Source organism: Bacillus sp. ABA4_010, assembly GCF_056159105.1.
This window is the reverse complement of record NZ_JBSWUN010000002.1, coordinates 43421-63288: the sequence shown is the minus strand read 5'-3', so window position 1 is coordinate 63288 and position 19868 is coordinate 43421. Positions and strand designations below refer to the sequence as shown.

Sequence of the window (19868 nt, the reverse complement as noted above, 5' to 3'; positions counted from 1 at the left end):
ATCGCTAGTAATCGCGGATCAGCATGCCGCGGTGAATACGTTCCCGGGCCTTGTACACACCGCCCGTCACACCACGAGAGTTTGCAACACCCGAAGTCGGTGAGGTAACCGTAAGGAGCCAGCCGCCTAAGGTGGGGTAGATGATTGGGGTGAAGTCGTAACAAGGTAGCCGTATCGGAAGGTGCGGCTGGATCACCTCCTTTCTAAGGATTTTTACAAGAATCGTTGACGAAAAACGTTTTGTTCAGTTTTGAGAGAATTTCATTCTCTTTTCTTATGGTATGGGCCTATAGCTCAGCTGGTTAGAGCGCACGCCTGATAAGCGTGAGGTCGATGGTTCGAGTCCATTTAGGCCCACCATACCACTTTTATATTGGGGCCTTAGCTCAGCTGGGAGAGCGCCTGCCTTGCACGCAGGAGGTCAGCGGTTCGATCCCGCTAGGCTCCACCAATGATTGTTCTTTGAAAACTAGATAACAGTAATAGCTGAGGAAAGTGAAAGCTTTTCTAATGTAAGAAACATGTAGCCGTAAGGCGAATGGTTAAGTTAGAAAGGGCGCACGGTGAATGCCTTGGCACTAGGAGCCGATGAAGGACGGGACTAACACCGATATGCTTCGGGGAGCTGTAAGTGAGCTTTGATCCGGAGATTTCCGAATGGGGAAACCCACTGTTCGTAATGGAACAGTATCTTTACCTGAATACATAGGGTATGGAAGGCAGACCCGGGGAACTGAAACATCTAAGTACCCGGAGGAAGAGAAAGCAATTGCGATTTCCTGAGTAGCGGCGAGCGAAACGGAATTAGCCCAAACCAAGAGGCTTGCCTCTTGGGGTTGTAGGACACTCTATACGGAGTTACAAAGGAACGAAGTAGATGAAGAGGCCTGGAAAGGCCCGTCGAAGAAGGTAACAACCCTGTAGTTGAAACTTCGTTCCCTCTTGAGTGGATCCTGAGTACGGCGGGACACGAGAAATCCCGTCGGAAGCTGGGAGGACCATCTCCCAAGGCTAAATACTCCCTAGTGACCGATAGTGAACCAGTACCGTGAGGGAAAGGTGAAAAGCACCCCGGAAGGGGAGTGAAAGAGATCCTGAAACCGTGTGCCTACAAGTAGTCAGAGCCCGTTAACGGGTGATGGCGTGCCTTTTGTAGAATGAACCGGCGAGTTACGATCCCATGCAAGGTTAAGTTGAAGAGACGGAGCCGCAGCGAAAGCGAGTCTGAATAGGGCGAATGAGTATGTGGTCGTAGACCCGAAACCAGGTGATCTACCCATGTCCAGGGTGAAGTTCAGGTAACACTGAATGGAGGCCCGAACCCACGCACGTTGAAAAGTGCGGGGATGAGGTGTGGGTAGCGGAGAAATTCCAATCGAACCTGGAGATAGCTGGTTCTCTCCGAAATAGCTTTAGGGCTAGCCTCAAGATAAGAGTCTCGGAGGTAGAGCACTGATTGGACTAGGGGCCCCCAACGGGTTACCGAATTCAGTCAAACTCCGAATGCCGAAGACTTATTCTTGGGAGTCAGACTGCGAGTGATAAGATCCGTAGTCAAGAGGGAAACAGCCCAGACCACCAGCTAAGGTCCCAAAGTATACGTTAAGTGGAAAAGGATGTGGAGTTGCTTAGACAACCAGGATGTTGGCTTAGAAGCAGCCACCATTTAAAGAGTGCGTAATAGCTCACTGGTCGAGTGACTCTGCGCCGAAAATGTACCGGGGCTAAACGTATCACCGAAGCTGTGGATGGACATCTACGATGTCCGTGGTAGGAGAGCGTTCTAAGGGCGGTGAAGTCAGACCGGAAGGACTGGTGGAGCGCTTAGAAGTGAGAATGCCGGTATGAGTAGCGAAAGATGGGTGAGAATCCCATCCACCGTATGCCTAAGGTTTCCTGAGGAAGGCTCGTCCGCTCAGGGTTAGTCGGGACCTAAGCCGAGGCCGAAAGGCGTAGGCGATGGATAACAGGTTGATATTCCTGTACTACCTCCCCACCGTTTGAGCAATGGGGGGACGCAGAAGGATAGGGTAAGCGCGCTGTTGGATATGCGCGTCCAAGCAGTAAGGCTGAGAAGTAGGCAAATCCGCTTCTCGTAAGGTTGAGCTGTGATGGCGAGGGAAATAAAGTACCGAAGTTCCTGATTTCACGCTGCCAAGAAAAGCCTCTAGCGAGGTGGGAGGTACCCGTACCGCAAACCGACACAGGTAGGCGAGGAGAGAATCCTAAGGTGTTCGAGAGAACTCTCGTTAAGGAACTCGGCAAAATGACCCCGTAACTTCGGGAGAAGGGGTGCTCTGATAGGGTGCAAGCCCGAGAGAGCCGCAGTGAATAGGCCCAGGCGACTGTTTAGCAAAAACACAGGTCTCTGCGAAGCCGTAAGGCGAAGTATAGGGGCTGACACCTGCCCGGTGCTGGAAGGTTAAGGGGAGAGGTTAGCGCAAGCGAAGCTTTGAACCGAAGCCCCAGTAAACGGCGGCCGTAACTATAACGGTCCTAAGGTAGCGAAATTCCTTGTCGGGTAAGTTCCGACCCGCACGAAAGGTGTAACGATCTGGGCACTGTCTCAACGAGAGACTCGGTGAAATTATAGTACCTGTGAAGATGCAGGTTACCCGCGACAGGACGGAAAGACCCCGTGGAGCTTTACTGTAGCCTGATATTGCATTTTGGTACAGCTTGTACAGGATAGGTAGGAGCCTTGGAAGCCGGAGCGCCAGCTTCGGTGGAGGCATCGGTGGGATACTACCCTGGCTGTATTGAAATTCTAACCCGCACCCCTCATCGGGGTGGGAGACAGTGTCAGGTGGGCAGTTTGACTGGGGCGGTCGCCTCCTAAAATGTAACGGAGGCGCCCAAAGGTTCCCTCAGAATGGTTGGAAATCATTCGTAGAGTGTAAAGGCACAAGGGAGCTTGACTGCGAGACCTACAAGTCGAGCAGGGACGAAAGTCGGGCTTAGTGATCCGGTGGTTCCGCATGGAAGGGCCATCGCTCAACGGATAAAAGCTACCCCGGGGATAACAGGCTTATCTCCCCCAAGAGTCCACATCGACGGGGAGGTTTGGCACCTCGATGTCGGCTCATCGCATCCTGGGGCTGTAGTCGGTCCCAAGGGTTGGGCTGTTCGCCCATTAAAGCGGTACGCGAGCTGGGTTCAGAACGTCGTGAGACAGTTCGGTCCCTATCCGTCGCGGGCGCAGGAAATTTGAGAGGAGCTGTCCTTAGTACGAGAGGACCGGGATGGACGCACCGCTGGTGTACCAGTTGTCTTGCCAAAGGCATCGCTGGGTAGCTATGTGCGGACGGGATAAGTGCTGAAAGCATCTAAGCATGAAGCCCCCCTCAAGATGAGATTTCCCATAGCGTCAAGCTAGTAAGATCCCTGAAAGATGATCAGGTTGATAGGTCAGAGGTGGAAGCACGGCGACGTGTGGAGCTGACTGATACTAATCGATCGAGGACTTAACCAAATTTTAAAGCACAACGTGCTTTTCTCAGCTGCAGTTATCTAGTTTTGAAGGAATAACCTTCATATTGTCTGGTGATGATGGCGAAGAGGTCACACCCGTTCCCATGCCGAACACGGAAGTTAAGCTCTTCAGCGCCGATGGTAGTTGGGGGTCTCCCCCTGTGAGAGTAGGACATTGCCAGACAGTATTTATAAAATAAATTATTTATAAAATAAATATTGATAAAATATCGGAGGATTAGCTCAGCTGGGAGAGCACCTGCCTTACAAGCAGGGGGTCGGCGGTTCGATCCCGTCATCCTCCACCATTCTTAGCCGGTGTAGCTCAATTGGTAGAGCAACTGACTTGTAATCAGTAGGTTGGGGGTTCAAGTCCTCTCGCCGGCACCATTTATCCGAGCCATTAGCTCAGTCGGTAGAGCATCTGACTTTTAATCAGAGGGTCGAAGGTTCGAGTCCTTCATGGCTCACCATTTCAATATGCGGGTGTGGCGGAATTGGCAGACGCACCAGACTTAGGATCTGGCGCCGCAAGGCGTGGGGGTTCAAGTCCCTCCACCCGCACTTTCTACGCGGAAGTAGTTCAGTGGTAGAACACCACCTTGCCAAGGTGGGGGTCGCGGGTTCGAATCCCGTCTTCCGCTCCATACAATATTATAGTGCCGGGGTGGCGGAACTGGCAGACGCACAGGACTTAAAATCCTGCGGTAGGTGACTACCGTACCGGTTCGATTCCGGTCCTCGGCACCACTATAACAATACATGATAAATATGCGCCCGTAGCTCAATTGGATAGAGCGTCTGACTACGGATCAGAAGGTTATGGGTTCGACTCCTGTCGGGCGCGCCATATTATAATAAAGATAACGGGGAGTAGCTCAGCTTGGTAGAGCACTTGGTTTGGGACCAAGGGGTCGCAGGTTCGAATCCTGTCTTCCCGACCATGTAATCTTTAAAAATGGGGCCTTAGCTCAGCTGGGAGAGCGCCTGCCTTGCACGCAGGAGGTCAGCGGTTCGATCCCGCTAGGCTCCACCATATAATGAACTTTGAAAACTGAACAAAACAACAAAACGTCAACGTTTAATTTTTATTTTATGAGCAAGTCAAACATTTCTTCGGAGAGTTTGATCCTGGCTCAGGACGAACGCTGGCGGCGTGCCTAATACATGCAAGTCGAGCGGACAGATGGGAGCTTGCTCCCTGAAGTCAGCGGCGGACGGGTGAGTAACACGTGGGCAACCTGCCTGTAAGACTGGGATAACTTCGGGAAACCGGAGCTAATACCGGATAACACCGAGGACCACATGGTCCTTGGTTGAAAGATGGTTTCGGCTATCACTTACAGATGGGCCCGCGGCGCATTAGCTAGTTGGTGAGGTAACGGCTCACCAAGGCGACGATGCGTAGCCGACCTGAGAGGGTGATCGGCCACACTGGGACTGAGACACGGCCCAGACTCCTACGGGAGGCAGCAGTAGGGAATCTTCCGCAATGGACGAAAGTCTGACGGAGCAACGCCGCGTGAGCGATGAAGGCCTTCGGGTCGTAAAGCTCTGTTGTTAGGGAAGAACAAGTACCAGAGTAACTGCTGGTACCTTGACGGTACCTAACCAGAAAGCCACGGCTAACTACGTGCCAGCAGCCGCGGTAATACGTAGGTGGCAAGCGTTGTCCGGAATTATTGGGCGTAAAGCGCGCGCAGGCGGTTCCTTAAGTCTGATGTGAAAGCCCACGGCTCAACCGTGGAGGGTCATTGGAAACTGGGGAACTTGAGTGCAGAAGAGGAAAGCGGAATTCCACGTGTAGCGGTGAAATGCGTAGAGATGTGGAGGAACACCAGTGGCGAAGGCGGCTTTCTGGTCTGTAACTGACGCTGAGGCGCGAAAGCGTGGGGAGCAAACAGGATTAGATACCCTGGTAGTCCACGCCGTAAACGATGAGTGCTAAGTGTTAGGGGGTTTCCGCCCCTTAGTGCTGCAGCTAACGCATTAAGCACTCCGCCTGGGGAGTACGGCCGCAAGGCTGAAACTCAAAGGAATTGACGGGGGCCCGCACAAGCGGTGGAGCATGTGGTTTAATTCGAAGCAACGCGAAGAACCTTACCAGGTCTTGACATCCTCTGACAACTCTAGAGATAGAGCGTTCCCCTTCGGGGGACAGAGTGACAGGTGGTGCATGGTTGTCGTCAGCTCGTGTCGTGAGATGTTGGGTTAAGTCCCGCAACGAGCGCAACCCTTGATCTTAGTTGCCAGCATTCAGTTGGGCACTCTAAGGTGACTGCCGGTGACAAACCGGAGGAAGGTGGGGATGACGTCAAATCATCATGCCCCTTATGACCTGGGCTACACACGTGCTACAATGGACGGTACAAAGAGTCGCGAGACCGCGAGGTGGAGCTAATCTCATAAAACCGTTCTCAGTTCGGATTGCAGGCTGCAACTCGCCTGCATGAAGCCGGAATCGCTAGTAATCGCGGATCAGCATGCCGCGGTGAATACGTTCCCGGGCCTTGTACACACCGCCCGTCACACCACGAGAGTTTGCAACACCCGAAGTCGGTGAGGTAACCGTAAGGAGCCAGCCGCCTAAGGTGGGGTAGATGATTGGGGTGAAGTCGTAACAAGGTAGCCGTATCGGAAGGTGCGGCTGGATCACCTCCTTTCTAAGGATTACTAAGAAAAGCGAAGGCGTATGCCGTAGCTAGACAGTAAGAATCGTTGACGAAAACGTTTTGTTCAGTTTTGAAGGTTCATCCTTCAATATCAAATGCACCAAGTGGTGCATGGTTGTTCTTTGAAAACTAGATAACAGTAATAGCTGAGGAAAGTGAAAGCTTTTCTAATGTAAGAAACATGTAGCCGTAAGGCGAATGGTTAAGTTAGAAAGGGCGCACGGTGGATGCCTTGGCACTAGGAGCCGATGAAGGACGGGACTAACACCGATATGCTTCGGGGAGCTGTAAGTGAGCTTTGATCCGGAGATTTCCGAATGGGGAAACCCACTGTTCGTAATGGAACAGTATCTTTACCTGAATACATAGGGTATGGAAGGCAGACCCGGGGAACTGAAACATCTAAGTACCCGGAGGAAGAGAAAGCAATTGCGATTTCCTGAGTAGCGGCGAGCGAAACGGAATTAGCCCAAACCAAGAGGCTTGCCTCTTGGGGTTGTAGGACACTCTATACGGAGTTACAAAGGAACGAAGTAGATGAAGAGGCCTGGAAAGGCCCGTCGAAGAAGGTAACAACCCTGTAGTTGAAACTTCGTTCCCTCTTGAGTGGATCCTGAGTACGGCGGGACACGAGAAATCCCGTCGGAAGCTGGGAGGACCATCTCCCAAGGCTAAATACTCCCTAGTGACCGATAGTGAACCAGTACCGTGAGGGAAAGGTGAAAAGCACCCCGGAAGGGGAGTGAAAGAGATCCTGAAACCGTGTGCCTACAAGTAGTCAGAGCCCGTTAACGGGTGATGGCGTGCCTTTTGTAGAATGAACCGGCGAGTTACGATCCCATGCAAGGTTAAGTTGAAGAGACGGAGCCGCAGCGAAAGCGAGTCTGAATAGGGCGAATGAGTATGTGGTCGTAGACCCGAAACCAGGTGATCTACCCATGTCCAGGGTGAAGTTCAGGTAACACTGAATGGAGGCCCGAACCCACGCACGTTGAAAAGTGCGGGGATGAGGTGTGGGTAGCGGAGAAATTCCAATCGAACCTGGAGATAGCTGGTTCTCTCCGAAATAGCTTTAGGGCTAGCCTCAAGATAAGAGTCTCGGAGGTAGAGCACTGATTGGACTAGGGGCCCCCAACGGGTTACCGAATTCAGTCAAACTCCGAATGCCGAAGACTTATTCTTGGGAGTCAGACTGCGAGTGATAAGATCCGTAGTCAAGAGGGAAACAGCCCAGACCACCAGCTAAGGTCCCAAAGTATACGTTAAGTGGAAAAGGATGTGGAGTTGCTTAGACAACCAGGATGTTGGCTTAGAAGCAGCCACCATTTAAAGAGTGCGTAATAGCTCACTGGTCGAGTGACTCTGCGCCGAAAATGTACCGGGGCTAAACGTATCACCGAAGCTGTGGATGGACATCTACGATGTCCGTGGTAGGAGAGCGTTCTAAGGGCGGTGAAGTCAGACCGGAAGGACTGGTGGAGCGCTTAGAAGTGAGAATGCCGGTATGAGTAGCGAAAGATGGGTGAGAATCCCATCCACCGTATGCCTAAGGTTTCCTGAGGAAGGCTCGTCCGCTCAGGGTTAGTCGGGACCTAAGCCGAGGCCGAAAGGCGTAGGCGATGGATAACAGGTTGATATTCCTGTACTACCTCCCCACCGTTTGAGCAATGGGGGGACGCAGAAGGATAGGGTAAGCGCGCTGTTGGATATGCGCGTCCAAGCAGTAAGGCTGAGAAGTAGGCAAATCCGCTTCTCGTAAGGTTGAGCTGTGATGGCGAGGGAAATAAAGTACCGAAGTTCCTGATTTCACGCTGCCAAGAAAAGCCTCTAGCGAGGTGGGAGGTACCCGTACCGCAAACCGACACAGGTAGGCGAGGAGAGAATCCTAAGGTGTTCGAGAGAACTCTCGTTAAGGAACTCGGCAAAATGACCCCGTAACTTCGGGAGAAGGGGTGCTCTGATAGGGTGCAAGCCCGAGAGAGCCGCAGTGAATAGGCCCAGGCGACTGTTTAGCAAAAACACAGGTCTCTGCGAAGCCGTAAGGCGAAGTATAGGGGCTGACACCTGCCCGGTGCTGGAAGGTTAAGGGGAGAGGTTAGCGCAAGCGAAGCTTTGAACCGAAGCCCCAGTAAACGGCGGCCGTAACTATAACGGTCCTAAGGTAGCGAAATTCCTTGTCGGGTAAGTTCCGACCCGCACGAAAGGTGTAACGATCTGGGCACTGTCTCAACGAGAGACTCGGTGAAATTATAGTACCTGTGAAGATGCAGGTTACCCGCGACAGGACGGAAAGACCCCGTGGAGCTTTACTGTAGCCTGATATTGCATTTTGGTACAGCTTGTACAGGATAGGTAGGAGCCTTGGAAGCCGGAGCGCCAGCTTCGGTGGAGGCATCGGTGGGATACTACCCTGGCTGTATTGAAATTCTAACCCGCACCCCTCATCGGGGTGGGAGACAGTGTCAGGTGGGCAGTTTGACTGGGGCGGTCGCCTCCTAAAATGTAACGGAGGCGCCCAAAGGTTCCCTCAGAATGGTTGGAAATCATTCGTAGAGTGTAAAGGCACAAGGGAGCTTGACTGCGAGACCTACAAGTCGAGCAGGGACGAAAGTCGGGCTTAGTGATCCGGTGGTTCCGCATGGAAGGGCCATCGCTCAACGGATAAAAGCTACCCCGGGGATAACAGGCTTATCTCCCCCAAGAGTCCACATCGACGGGGAGGTTTGGCACCTCGATGTCGGCTCATCGCATCCTGGGGCTGTAGTCGGTCCCAAGGGTTGGGCTGTTCGCCCATTAAAGCGGTACGCGAGCTGGGTTCAGAACGTCGTGAGACAGTTCGGTCCCTATCCGTCGCGGGCGCAGGAAATTTGAGAGGAGCTGTCCTTAGTACGAGAGGACCGGGATGGACGCACCGCTGGTGTACCAGTTGTCTTGCCAAAGGCATCGCTGGGTAGCTATGTGCGGACGGGATAAGTGCTGAAAGCATCTAAGCATGAAGCCCCCCTCAAGATGAGATTTCCCATAGCGTCAAGCTAGTAAGATCCCTGAAAGATGATCAGGTTGATAGGTCAGAGGTGGAAGCACGGCGACGTGTGGAGCTGACTGATACTAATCGATCGAGGACTTAACCAATTTTAAAGCACAACGTGCTTTTCTCAGCTGCAGTTATCTAGTTTTGAAGGAATAACCTTCATATTGTCTGGTGATGATGGCGAAGAGGTCACACCCGTTCCCATGCCGAACACGGAAGTTAAGCTCTTCAGCGCCGATGGTAGTTGGGGGTCTCCCCCTGTGAGAGTAGGACATTGCCAGGCAACACGAAAGGCTAGTCAATTGACTAGCCTTCAGGCTGTCGACAAAGTCGATAGCCGTTTTTTATAAATACTAACTCATCAATATATAGTGTTGCTTCTTTGAAAGAACAACCAAATATACAACTAAAAAAGAAACAAAACCCCTTTTTCTCCAGATATTTTTTTGAAAAAGGAGTTTGTCTACACTCTGAGGCTAGTCAATTGACTAGCCTTTTTTGGTATATAAATAATAAAATTTTTTGTTTTTATTAACAGGACATCATATGGAAGAGTAAGATGTATTATTAATGTTTTTGAGTATGAAATGTTTTATTATAGAGAATAAATGAGTAATGGAGGTGGAGAAATGAATCAATACCCATTTACTTACTCAGTTGACTCCTTAAACACTTGTCTAATATGTGATGAGCGGAAAGAGCATGGAGTGCATATTCATAAAAATTTCATATGTGTACACTGTGAAAAAGAGATCGTTGATGTAACAAGCCATGAGGATTTATACGTATATTTTGTTCGAAAATTAAAGGAATTGTCTTTTTAAAGAGCCTCGGTAGGAGGCTTTTTATTGTTATAATAAATATTAATACTTGTTAAAAAAGGAAGGCATACGATGGATCAATCTCAAACTCCTTTGTTTACAAAACTTAAGGAACACTTTGTAAAGCACCCCCTCTCTTTTCATGTACCAGGACATAAAAACGGAGTCGTATTTCCTGAAACGGGGATTTCGTGGTTTTCTTCCATTTTAAATATAGATATGACGGAATTGAGTGGTTTAGATGATTTACATGATCCAAGTGGGGTCATCGCTCAATCAGAAGATTTGGCTGCGACGCTGTATGGAGTGGATAAAACGTATTTTTTGATTAATGGGTCAACGGTAGGGAACTTAGCAGCTATCCTGTCTGTTGTGTCTTCTTATGATACGGTTATTGTCCAGCGTGACTGCCACAAATCTGTATTGAATGCTTTAAAGATGGCGAATGCCCATCCTGTATTTATTGCTCCAGAATATGATGAGAAAGCAAACGTTTGTACAGGAGTAAGTGAAGAAGCTATCATGCAAGCGATTGAAACATATCCACTTGCGAAAGCAGTAATTCTGACTAATCCGAATTACTATGGAATGACTAGAGATGTACGAGCCGCTATTCAATGCGCTCATCATCATGACATGGCTGTTATTATTGATGAAGCCCACGGAGCTCATTTTATATTAGGAGAACCATTTCCTGCATCTGCTGTTACTGTAGGGGCTGATTTAGTGATTCAATCAGCTCATAAAACATTACCCGCTATGACGATGGGATCATTTTTGCATCTACAAGGAGACCGTATTAATCGTGAGAGGTTGGAGTTCTACTTAAGAGCTCTACAATCTAGTAGTCCCTCGTATCCTATTATGGCTTCACTGGACTTAGCACGATTTTATTTAGGTGAACTACAATCAAATCAGGAAAAATTTCATTCTTTAGTCGAGTGTCTGAATGATTTCAAAAGGGAATTAGGAGAGATAGAAGGAATTCAAATCAGTTCTCCTTTATCACCTACTATAAAACAAGATCCGCTAAAAATTCTTATAGAGCCAGCAGCTTCCACATTGAAAACGGGTTATCAATTACAATCATTGCTAGAGTCTCAACATATCTATAGTGAATTGGCTGATCTTTTTCATGTTTTGCTCGTGTTGCCTCTTGGAGAAGAGTTCCCGTTTGAAAAAGCAATTGAGCGTATCCAAATAGCAATGGAAGCTAATCGAGAAAGTGAGCCTTTGTTAGATGTCAAAGCTATTCAGCCATTTCATTTTGAAAATACATCATTAGTTATTAGTTATGAAAAAATGAAATCGTTGCAAAAAGTATCTCTCCCATTTAAAGAGGCCGTTGGAAAGGTAGCAGCCTCCTCTGTGATTCCTTATCCACCAGGAATTCCTATTTTAGTTGAAGGAGAATTAATCAAAGAAAGCCATGTTGCTTATATTGCACACCTTCAGGCTTTAGAAGCGAAAATCCAAGGTCCACAAGGATTAATTAACCAACATTTGGATGTATTTTTGATATGAAGAATTTATTAAATAATAGATGAAATTAAATATAAAGGAGATCGAAGACGTGTCAGGGAAGTTTATTACATTTGAAGGGCCAGAAGGTGCCGGAAAGACGACGATTATTCAAATGATTTATAATTCATTACAACATATAGGGGTGTCTTCTTTACTAACGAGAGAACCAGGTGGAATTAAGATTGCAGAAGCCATCCGCACCGTCATTTTAAATACGGAACATACGGAGATGGATCCAAGAACGGAAGCTCTTCTTTATGCAGCAGCAAGGAGGCAACATTTAGTAGAAAAGGTCATTCCTGCCCTTAATCAAGGAAAGATTGTTTTATGTGATCGTTTTGTTGATAGCTCACTGGCTTACCAAGGTTTTGCTAGAGGACTGGGGATTGAAGAAGTCTATCGCATTAATGAATTTGCTATTAACGGTTTAGCTCCTCATTTAACTTTTTATTTAGACCTTGATCCTGAAATTGGTTTACAGCGAATTAATCAAAATCAAAATCGGGAAATTAACCGCTTAGATTTAGAAAAATTGGAATTCCATCATAAAGTAAGGCAAGGTTATTTAAGCTTAATGAAGAAGTTTCCGGAACGAATTTGTTTAATTGATGCGAATCAGTCGATTGAACAAGTATATGAGGATATTAATGAAAAGTTAAAGAGCTATCTGTCTATTTAAATCGATGTAGAAAATTCGGCATGACCAAAGAACCATCATATTAAATTTTCTACACTTAAGCGGCTGATACCAGCTGTCTAAAGAAATTTTTGGTCGAACTACATAACGGTTAATGAATCATCTTATGTGAAAAGAAGCAATTAAGGAACATAGATAATATGTAATCTTCTAAAATAACATGGAATAATTTGTTACAATAAATGATATAGTGAATATTTAAACGGTTGAGAAGGACACATGCAATTCAATAAAAAGTAGTGGGGGATTGATTTATGAAACTAATCGTGGCGGTGATTCAAGATTCAGATAGTACGAAATTGTTGAGTGCTTTAGTTAAAAGTCATTTCCGCGCAACAAAACTAGCAAGCAGCGGAGGCTTTTTGAAATCTGGTAATACGACAATCATGATTGGAACAGAGGATCATCGCGTACAAGACGCTTTAGATATCATTGAATCCCAATGCCAACACAGGAAGCAACTCATATCTCCTGTCTCGCCACTCGGTGGAAATGCAGACTCGTATATTCCTTACCCGGTTGAAGTGGAGGTCGGGGGAGCAACGGTATTTGTTTTACCTGTAGAGGGATTTTATCAATTTTAAGATAAATGAAAAGGTGATTATAATTATGACTAAAACGTGGGAGCAACTTGAACAAATACAGCCGAATGCAATGAGAATGATGAAGAATGGTTTATTGAAAAAACGGGTAGCCCACGCTTATATTTTTGAAGGCGGAAAAGGAACAGGTAAAAAAGATGCTGCCCTTTTATTCGCTAAAAGTCTTTTTTGTTTACAGTTAGATCAGTATAAACCTTGTAATGAATGTAGCAACTGTCGACGTATTAATTCGACCAACCATCCCGATGTCCATCAGATTGGACCTGATGGCTTATCGATAAAGAAAGAACAGATTCAGCATTTACAATCGGAATTTATGAAAACAGGAGTAGAATCCAACAAGAAGTTATATATTATTGAGCATGTTGATAAAATGACAGTGAGCGCAGCGAACAGCTTATTGAAATTTCTCGAAGAACCTAATAGTGATACGTATGCAATTTTATTAACTGAGCAAGTTCATAAACTATTAAACACTGTTATATCAAGATGCCAAGTGATTTCCTTTCGATCATTGACGCCTGAAGGACTTCAAGAAAGGCTAATAGAGAACGAAATTCCTCCAGCAATCGCGGCTCTGTTAGCGCAGTTGACCAATGATTTTGGAGAAGCGCTTCAATTATATGAAGATGAATGGTTTGGACTTGCACGAAAGTTAGTGATACAATTAAATGAAATGCTAGCGACGAGACCACAGCAAGCTCTGCTCTTTGTTCATGAAAAGTGGATGGCACACTTTTCCGAAAAAAATCAGACAGAGTTAGGGGTCAATATGTTGCTCATGCTTTACAGAGATTTACTGTCCATTCAACTGGATCAAGAGCACAAAGTTGTGTTTACCGATAGATTCGAATATTTAAAACAGCAAGCCCTTCAAATTACTCAAAAGAAAACAGTTCATGACTTAGAAGCGATTCTGAAGGCGAAAAATAAGCTAAACTCCAATATGAATATACAATTGCTAATGGAGGAGCTGGTGTTGGATTTGCAGGAGGGATAAACGCTTGTATGATGTAGTGGGAGTCCGTTTTAAAAAAGCGGGGAAAATATATTATTTCGATCCAGGTCAACTTATCATTCCTGACGGAGAGTTCGTCATTGTCGAAACCGTTCGAGGAGTGGAGTTTGGCAAGGTTGTTATCAATAAAAAGCAAGTCAGTGAACAGGATGTTGTACTTCCTTTAAAAAAAGTCATTCGGATTGCAGATGCAAAAGATAGACTAATTGTAGAAGAAAATAGACAGGCGGCAAAGGAAGCATACGAAGTTTGTGTACAAAAGGTTTATGAGCACAATTTAGATATGAAATTAGTAGATGTCGAGTATACGTTTGATCGCAATAAAGTGATCTTTTACTTTACAGCTGACGGCCGTATTGATTTCCGTGAACTGGTCAAAGATTTAGCTTCAATTTTCCGTACTAGAATTGAATTGCGTCAAATTGGTGTTCGGGATGAAGCGAAGTTGCTTGGCGGAATTGGTCCTTGCGGTCGAATGCTTTGCTGTTCGACATTTTTAGGTGATTTTGAACCTGTATCAATTAAGATGGCGAAAGACCAGAACTTGTCCTTGAATCCAACAAAGATTTCAGGACTTTGTGGAAGGTTAATGTGCTGCTTAAAATATGAAAATGATGAGTATGAAACGGCAAAAGAACAGCTTCCTGATCTCGGAGAAACTATTCAAACACCGAGTGGGGCCGGCAAAGTAGTGGGCCTAAACATTCTAGAGCGGATTTTACAAGTAGAATTGTTTGAACACAAGCAAATTGTAGAATTTACATTGAGTGAAATTGTAAAAGAAGGGGCTGTTTCATTTCAAGCTACAGAGTAACGAGGTGGGTAAAGGTGGATAAGAAAGAGATTTTTGATTCGGTCACAAATATGGAAGGGCAAATTAGTCACTTATATCATCAGCTGGGGCATCTAAAAGAACATTTAGCCAAGCTAATTGAAGAAAATCATCATTTAAAGCTTGAAAATGACCATCTGCGTCGCCGCCTTGACCAGACAACTTTGGAAATGAAACGAAAAGATGACAAACATAAAGTGAACAAACAAGAAAAAGAGCAAAAAATTGATATTGGTGAAGGATATGATAATCTTGCCCGCCTGTATCAAGAAGGTTTCCATATTTGTAACATTCATTATGGAAGTGTCCGTAAAGATGGGGATTGCCTATTCTGTCTATCATTTTTAAATAAAAAGTAGTGGATATACGAAATAGCCTTCCTTTTGGGGAGGCTATTTTTATCGCGTATTTGATATTTTAGCGAAGAAAGGAAAGAACAATGGTACATTTATATGATGATGAACGGCTTGATTATTTATTAGCGGAAGAAAAATTAAGAATTATTCAAAGTCCTTCCGTTTTTGCTTTTTCTTTAGATGCAGTACTGCTTGCCCGCTTTGCTTATATGCCGATTCAAAAAGGAAATATCATTGATTTATGTACAGGAAATGGTGTAATCCCTTTATTTTTATCAAAACGTACAAAGGGAACCATTACAGGTGTAGAAATTCAAGAGCGATTATATGATATGGCGGTCAGAAGCGTAGAGTACAATGAACTCCAAAATCAGATTCACCTCATTCATGGAGATTTAAAAGAAATGCCAGCTAAACTCGGTTATGGAAAGTTTGACGTGGTGACATGTAATCCTCCATATTTTAAAACGCCTAATCCGGATGAAATCAATGAAAATGAGCATTTGGCGATTGCCCGGCATGAAATTCATTGTACATTAGAGGATGTTATTCGTGTCAGCAGTCAACTGACAAGAGCAGGAGGAAAGGTAGCACTTGTACATCGTCCTGGACGACTGATGGATATTCTTTCTTTAATGCGCCAATATAAAGTCGAACCGAAAAGACTGCAGTTTGTTTACCCAAAAGCAGGTAAAGAAGCAAATACGATTTTAGTGGAAGGGATTAAAAACGGTCAATCGGATTTAAAAGTCTTGCCTCCGCTCGTTGTATATAATGAAGAAAATGAGTATACAAAAGAAGTAAGGGCGATTTTATATGGAGAATAATAATTCTCATTACTTTTACGTTTTACGATGCAAAGATGACAGTCTCTATGCAGGGTACACGACGAATTTGCAGCGTCGGTTATCGATGCATAATAGCGGCAAAGGTGCTAAGTACACCAATTCGAGAAAACCAGTCGTGCTCATTTTTTATCAAGAGTTTGCTTCAAAAAGCGAAGCGATGAAGGCAGAAGCGCAGTTTAAAAAATTAAAAAAGCCGCAAAAGGTGGAATTCTTGAAAAAGGAAGGAATGGAAAGCAATGTGGCAGCAGAAAAGCTACAATGAGCAACGAAAAGGTGGCATGTTATATTTAGTGCCTACGCCTATTGGAAATTTAGAGGATATGACGTTTCGGGCAATCCGTTTATTGAAAGAAGCAGATTATATAGCCGCGGAAGACACGAGACAAACGAGAAAGTTATGTAATCATTTTGAAATTGCTACGCCAATTACTAGTTATCATGAACATAATAAAGAGAGCAAAGGAAAGCAAATTTTAAATGATTTAAATGAAGGAAAGATTATTGCGCTTGTTAGTGATGCGGGAATGCCGACTATATCTGACCCCGGCTATGAATTAGTCGTTTTGGCATTGCAACATGAGCATCACGTTGTTCCTCTTCCAGGAGCTAATGCTGCGTTAACATCGTTGATTGCTTCAGGCTTACCAACCTTTCATTTTATGTTCTATGGATTTTTATCAAGAAATAAAAAACACAAAAAAGAACAATTGGCTGAACTAAAAAAGATTCCAACTACGCTTATTTTTTATGAGGCTCCACACCGTCTTAAGGAAACGTTGCAACTAATGCTTGATGTATTCGGAAATCGATCAATAGCTGTGACAAGGGAACTGACAAAGAAGTATGAAGAGTTTATAAGAGGCACGATAGAAGAAGCGTTAGAATGGGCAAGTAATGAAGAAATTCGTGGAGAGTTCTGTCTCATCTTAGAGGGAAGCGGAGATGAAGAGGAGACCGAGGGAGAAGAGAATTGGTGGGAAGCCTTTACGATGATCGAGCATGTTGATTTTTATATGAATGAAAAAGGTTTAAATAATAAAGACGCTATTAAGCAGGCAGCCAAAGACCGTAAAATCTCCAAAAGAGATGTATACAATGCTTATCATCAGTAACAAAATGGTGTCTACTAAAAGACCCTTTCTTTCTATATATAATAGAAGGAAAGGGTCTTTTACATCTATATTTAAACAGACTATAGGCTGTTTCCTATTTAGAAAGCTGTAAGCTCTTTTGAAGTTCTTCTAGAATTTTTTCTGCTCCTTCACGGCTTACAATTAATTTACCGTCAGCTAATTGAAGGTTATCGTCAGAAACTTCCCCTGTAATTTGGCAAGTCATGTTTGGTTTATATTTCTTTAAGATGATTCTTTCTTCGTCTACATAGATTTCTAATGCATCCTTCTCTGCAATACCTAATGTACGACGTAATTCGATTGGAATAACTACGCGTCCTAATTCATCAACTTTACGAACAATTCCTGTAGATTTCATAATAAATAATCTCCTCTCAATTCTCTTATTTTTCTATGTTATTATTTCGTCATTATTCGACAAATTTATCTGTGATTTCATCATACCAGTGTTTCCAAAACTAGTCAATAACTTTATATGTAAAAATATGTAGATGATAAAAAATAAATAAAAATCCTTATACATCAAGGATTTTTGACCGTTAGTCATTTTTTTACATGTAATATTTACCCAAAAAAATAAATAAATGTATGGTAGAATTACTATGAAAATTCGACAAAAATCCCTTTTTTGTCGAATTTTCGACATGAACCTACGATAATTCGACAAAAAGATTGAAATCAAGTTTGTATATTTTTAGATCAATTTGGTTGAAGATGATAATAGTGAATTATGGGGAATAAGAAAGGAATTTTTTGAGTTTATCATGTAAAATAGTAATATATGATAGAACACAATATAACATGGCACATTTTATGATGATCACATAGTGTTGAATGGTCATGCAATGATGTTGGAGGTAGCTAAAATGTCAGGAGAAAAGAAAACGTATTATATTACTACACCTATTTATTATCCGAGTGATAAATTACATATCGGTCATGCATATACGACTGTAGCAGGAGATGCGATGGCAAGATATAAGCGTTTACGCGGTTATGATGTCTACTATTTAACAGGCACGGATGAGCATGGACAAAAGATCCAACGTAAAGCGGAAGAAAAAGGAATTACGCCGCAGCAATATGTAGACGAAATTGTAGCGGGCATTAAAGATTTATGGAAGAAACTCGATATTTCTTATAATGATTTTATCCGCACAACAGATAAACGTCATAAAGACGCAGTCGAAAAAATCTTTGCACAGTTGTTGGAGCAAGGTGATATTTATTTAGATGAATATGAAGGGTGGTATTGTACACCGTGTGAATCCTTTTTTACGGATCGGCAATTAGTAGATGGCAATTGTCCAGACTGTGGACGTCCAGTAGAAAAGGTACGCGAAGAATCTTATTTCTTTAGAATGAGCAAGTACGCCGACCGCCTTTTACAGTTTTATGAGGAAAATTTGGATTTTATCCAACCGGAATCTCGTAAAAATGAAATGATTAACAACTTTATTAAACCAGGATTAGAGGATTTAGCTGTTTCCAGAACCACTTTCGATTGGGGAGTAAAAGTTCCTGGTAATCCTAAGCATGTCGTTTATGTATGGATTGATGCCTTGTCCAACTATATTACTGCGTTAGGGTATGGGGCAGATAACGATTCTAACTATCAAAAGTATTGGCCTGCAGACGTTCATTTAGTAGGAAAAGAAATCGTGCGTTTCCACACGATTTATTGGCCAATAATGCTGATGGCTCTTGACTTACCTTTACCGAAAAAAGTGTTTGCTCACGGCTGGTTGCTTATGAAAGACGGTAAAATGTCCAAATCAAAAGGAAATGTAGTCGATCCAGTTATGCTGATTGAGCGCTACGGATTGGATGCCCTTCGTTACTACTTATTACGTGAAGTACCATTTGGGGCCGACGGCGTGTTTACACCAGAAGGATTCGTTGAGCGTATTAACTTTGATTTAGCTAATGATTTGGGAAATTTAGTTAACCGTACGGTAGCCATGATTGATAAATATTTTGATGGCGTTATCCCTACTTATCAAGGGGCGGTTACCGCATTTGATGATCAGCTTGTACAAATGCAGCAGGAGACCGTGAAGAAATTTGAGGATGCCATGGAGCGGATGGAATTCTCAGTAGCCTTGACGGCTTTATGGCAGCTAGTGAGCCGCACGAATAAATACATTGATGAGACACAGCCTTGGGCATTAGCTAAAGAAGAAAGCAAAAGAGAAGAACTTGCGTCAGTTATGACCCATTTAGCCGAGTCAATTCGTCATACAGCCATTTTATTAAAGCCTTTCTTAACACGTACACCAGAAGGAATTTTTGCTCAGCTTGGCATTCAAGACGAATCCCTTCAAACATGGGAGAGCACATCACAATTTGGACAAATTCCAGCAGGAACAAAAGTTGTCAAAGGTCAACCGTTATTCCCGCGTTTAGATTTAGCGGAAGAAGTTCAATATATTAAAGAACAAATGCAAGGGCCTGTTCCTGTAGTAGAAGAAAAAGAACAAAAACAGGACATTCCAGAAGTGGATGAAATTACGATTGACGATTTTATGAAGGTTGATTTGCGAGTGGCACAAGTCATTGAAGCAGAGCCTATTAAAAAAGCAGACAAATTATTAAAGCTTCAGCTTGATTTAGGATATGAGAAGCGTCAAGTAGTCTCAGGAATAGCGAAATTTTACACACCTGAAACATTAGTAGGAAGAAAAGTGATTTGTGTTACGAACTTAAAGCCTGTGAAACTTCGAGGAGAACTGTCACAAGGAATGATTTTAGCTGGAGAAGATGAAAACGGCTTATTTTTAGCAAGTGTCGATCAATCTTTGACAAATGGTACAAAAATCAAATAAAGATATAATAGAATATTGATTTTAATGATTTGAGATGA

General features: G+C 44.3%; 12 protein-coding genes, 11 tRNA genes and 6 rRNA genes. 28 read left to right on the top strand and 1 reads right to left on the bottom strand.

Annotated features, from left to right (window positions below):
* The 27 genes from ACXAEO_RS01115 to rsmI all read left to right on the top strand — a co-directional run.
* Positions 1-203, top strand: a 16S ribosomal RNA gene (locus ACXAEO_RS01115); the annotation flags it as partial.
* A gap of 80 nt (positions 204-283) precedes the next feature.
* A tRNA-Ile gene (locus ACXAEO_RS01110) sits at positions 284-360 on the top strand.
* Positions 361-375: 15 nt separating this feature from the next.
* Positions 376-451: transfer RNA gene (locus tag ACXAEO_RS01105), tRNA-Ala, on the top strand.
* Positions 452-540: 89 nt separating this feature from the next.
* Positions 541-3472 (top strand): 23S ribosomal RNA (locus ACXAEO_RS01100).
* Positions 3473-3539: 67 nt separating this feature from the next.
* Positions 3540-3655: ribosomal RNA gene (gene rrf / locus ACXAEO_RS01095) — 5S ribosomal RNA — on the top strand.
* A gap of 48 nt (positions 3656-3703) precedes the next feature.
* Positions 3704-3779 (top strand) — tRNA-Val (locus tag ACXAEO_RS01090).
* A 6-nt stretch (positions 3780-3785) separates the two neighbouring features.
* Positions 3786-3861 (top strand) — tRNA-Thr (locus ACXAEO_RS01085).
* A 7-nt stretch (positions 3862-3868) separates the two neighbouring features.
* A tRNA-Lys gene (locus tag ACXAEO_RS01080) sits at positions 3869-3944 on the top strand.
* A gap of 9 nt (positions 3945-3953) precedes the next feature.
* Positions 3954-4035, top strand: a tRNA-Leu gene (locus ACXAEO_RS01075).
* A gap of 8 nt (positions 4036-4043) precedes the next feature.
* Positions 4044-4118: transfer RNA gene (locus ACXAEO_RS01070), tRNA-Gly, on the top strand.
* 14 nt (positions 4119-4132) lie between these two features.
* Positions 4133-4221, top strand: a tRNA-Leu gene (locus ACXAEO_RS01065).
* A 23-nt stretch (positions 4222-4244) separates the two neighbouring features.
* Positions 4245-4321 (top strand) — tRNA-Arg (locus ACXAEO_RS01060).
* 17 nt (positions 4322-4338) lie between these two features.
* Positions 4339-4415, top strand: a tRNA-Pro gene (locus ACXAEO_RS01055).
* 16 nt (positions 4416-4431) lie between these two features.
* Positions 4432-4507, top strand: a tRNA-Ala gene (locus tag ACXAEO_RS01050).
* Positions 4508-4584: 77 nt separating this feature from the next.
* Positions 4585-6134, top strand: a 16S ribosomal RNA gene (locus ACXAEO_RS01045).
* A 209-nt stretch (positions 6135-6343) separates the two neighbouring features.
* Positions 6344-9275 (top strand): 23S ribosomal RNA (locus ACXAEO_RS01040).
* Positions 9276-9341: 66 nt separating this feature from the next.
* A 5S ribosomal RNA gene (gene rrf, locus ACXAEO_RS01035) occupies positions 9342-9457 on the top strand.
* 325 nt (positions 9458-9782) lie between these two features.
* Positions 9783-9998: a sigma factor G inhibitor Gin gene (locus ACXAEO_RS01030; protein ID WP_474876995.1), complete on the top strand. Its 216-nt coding sequence runs from the start codon at positions 9783-9785 to the stop codon at positions 9996-9998.
* Positions 9999-10067: 69 nt separating this feature from the next.
* A complete protein-coding gene (locus ACXAEO_RS01025; protein ID WP_474876992.1) occupies positions 10068-11519 on the top strand; it encodes an aminotransferase class I/II-fold pyridoxal phosphate-dependent enzyme in 1452 nt (483 codons plus the stop codon).
* Between the two features lie 49 nt (positions 11520-11568).
* Positions 11569-12198 (top strand): dTMP kinase, encoded by a 630-nt coding sequence (gene tmk, locus ACXAEO_RS01020; RefSeq protein WP_474876990.1) that lies wholly within the window; start codon positions 11569-11571, stop codon positions 12196-12198.
* A 272-nt stretch (positions 12199-12470) separates the two neighbouring features.
* Complete coding sequence (locus tag ACXAEO_RS01015) at positions 12471-12800, top strand: cyclic-di-AMP receptor (protein ID WP_474876988.1); 330 nt, start codon at positions 12471-12473, stop codon at positions 12798-12800.
* A 25-nt stretch (positions 12801-12825) separates the two neighbouring features.
* Positions 12826-13818 (top strand): DNA polymerase III subunit delta', encoded by a 993-nt coding sequence (holB, locus tag ACXAEO_RS01010; protein WP_474876985.1) that lies wholly within the window; start codon positions 12826-12828, stop codon positions 13816-13818.
* 4 nt (positions 13819-13822) lie between these two features.
* On the top strand, positions 13823-14650 hold the full coding sequence (locus ACXAEO_RS01005) for a PSP1 domain-containing protein (protein ID WP_474876983.1): 828 nt from the start codon (positions 13823-13825) through the stop codon (positions 14648-14650).
* Between the two features lie 14 nt (positions 14651-14664).
* A complete protein-coding gene (yabA, locus tag ACXAEO_RS01000) occupies positions 14665-15027 on the top strand; it encodes a DNA replication initiation control protein YabA (RefSeq protein WP_474876980.1) in 363 nt (120 codons plus the stop codon).
* 80 nt (positions 15028-15107) lie between these two features.
* Positions 15108-15851 (top strand): tRNA1(Val) (adenine(37)-N6)-methyltransferase, encoded by a 744-nt coding sequence (locus ACXAEO_RS00995; protein ID WP_474876978.1) that lies wholly within the window; start codon positions 15108-15110, stop codon positions 15849-15851.
* Positions 15841-16134 (top strand): GIY-YIG nuclease family protein, encoded by a 294-nt coding sequence (locus ACXAEO_RS00990; RefSeq protein WP_474876976.1) that lies wholly within the window; start codon positions 15841-15843, stop codon positions 16132-16134. The genes ACXAEO_RS00995 and ACXAEO_RS00990 overlap by 11 nt, the downstream gene beginning before the upstream one ends.
* A complete protein-coding gene (gene rsmI, locus ACXAEO_RS00985) occupies positions 16109-16984 on the top strand; it encodes a 16S rRNA (cytidine(1402)-2'-O)-methyltransferase (RefSeq protein WP_474876974.1) in 876 nt (291 codons plus the stop codon). The genes ACXAEO_RS00990 and rsmI overlap by 26 nt, the downstream gene beginning before the upstream one ends.
* Before the next feature lie 94 nt (positions 16985-17078).
* Here the strand turns inward: rsmI and ACXAEO_RS00980 are convergent, their stop codons facing one another.
* Positions 17079-17363 carry an AbrB/MazE/SpoVT family DNA-binding domain-containing protein gene (locus ACXAEO_RS00980; RefSeq protein WP_028397351.1) on the bottom strand — a complete coding sequence of 95 codons (285 nt, stop codon included), beginning with the start codon at positions 17361-17363 and terminating at the stop codon, positions 17079-17081.
* Between the two features lie 508 nt (positions 17364-17871).
* On the opposite strand from ACXAEO_RS00980, the gene metG reads away from it, so the two are divergent.
* A complete protein-coding gene (gene metG, locus ACXAEO_RS00975; protein WP_474876973.1) occupies positions 17872-19830 on the top strand; it encodes a methionine--tRNA ligase in 1959 nt (652 codons plus the stop codon).
* The last annotated feature ends 38 nt before the right edge of the window (positions 19831-19868 follow it).

What these genes read in the sequence shown, in the direction of transcription:
- ACXAEO_RS01030 (WP_474876995.1), top strand. Translation starts at nt 9,783, where the DNA reads ATGAGTAATGGAGGTGGAGAAATGAATCAATACCCATTTACTTACTCA.
- ACXAEO_RS01025 (WP_474876992.1), top strand. Translation starts at nt 10,068, where the DNA reads ATGGATCAATCTCAAACTCCTTTGTTTACAAAACTTAAGGAACACTTT.
- ACXAEO_RS01015 (WP_474876988.1), top strand. Translation starts at nt 12,471, where the DNA reads ATGAAACTAATCGTGGCGGTGATTCAAGATTCAGATAGTACGAAATTG.
- holB (WP_474876985.1), top strand. Translation starts at nt 12,826, where the DNA reads ATGACTAAAACGTGGGAGCAACTTGAACAAATACAGCCGAATGCAATG.
- ACXAEO_RS00995 (WP_474876978.1), top strand. Translation starts at nt 15,108, where the DNA reads ATGGTACATTTATATGATGATGAACGGCTTGATTATTTATTAGCGGAA.
- ACXAEO_RS00990 (WP_474876976.1), top strand. Translation starts at nt 15,841, where the DNA reads ATGGAGAATAATAATTCTCATTACTTTTACGTTTTACGATGCAAAGAT.
- rsmI (WP_474876974.1), top strand. Translation starts at nt 16,109, where the DNA reads ATGTGGCAGCAGAAAAGCTACAATGAGCAACGAAAAGGTGGCATGTTA.
- ACXAEO_RS00980 (WP_028397351.1), bottom strand. Translation starts at nt 17,363, where the DNA reads ATGAAATCTACAGGAATTGTTCGTAAAGTTGATGAATTAGGACGCGTA.
- metG (WP_474876973.1), top strand. Translation starts at nt 17,872, where the DNA reads ATGTCAGGAGAAAAGAAAACGTATTATATTACTACACCTATTTATTAT.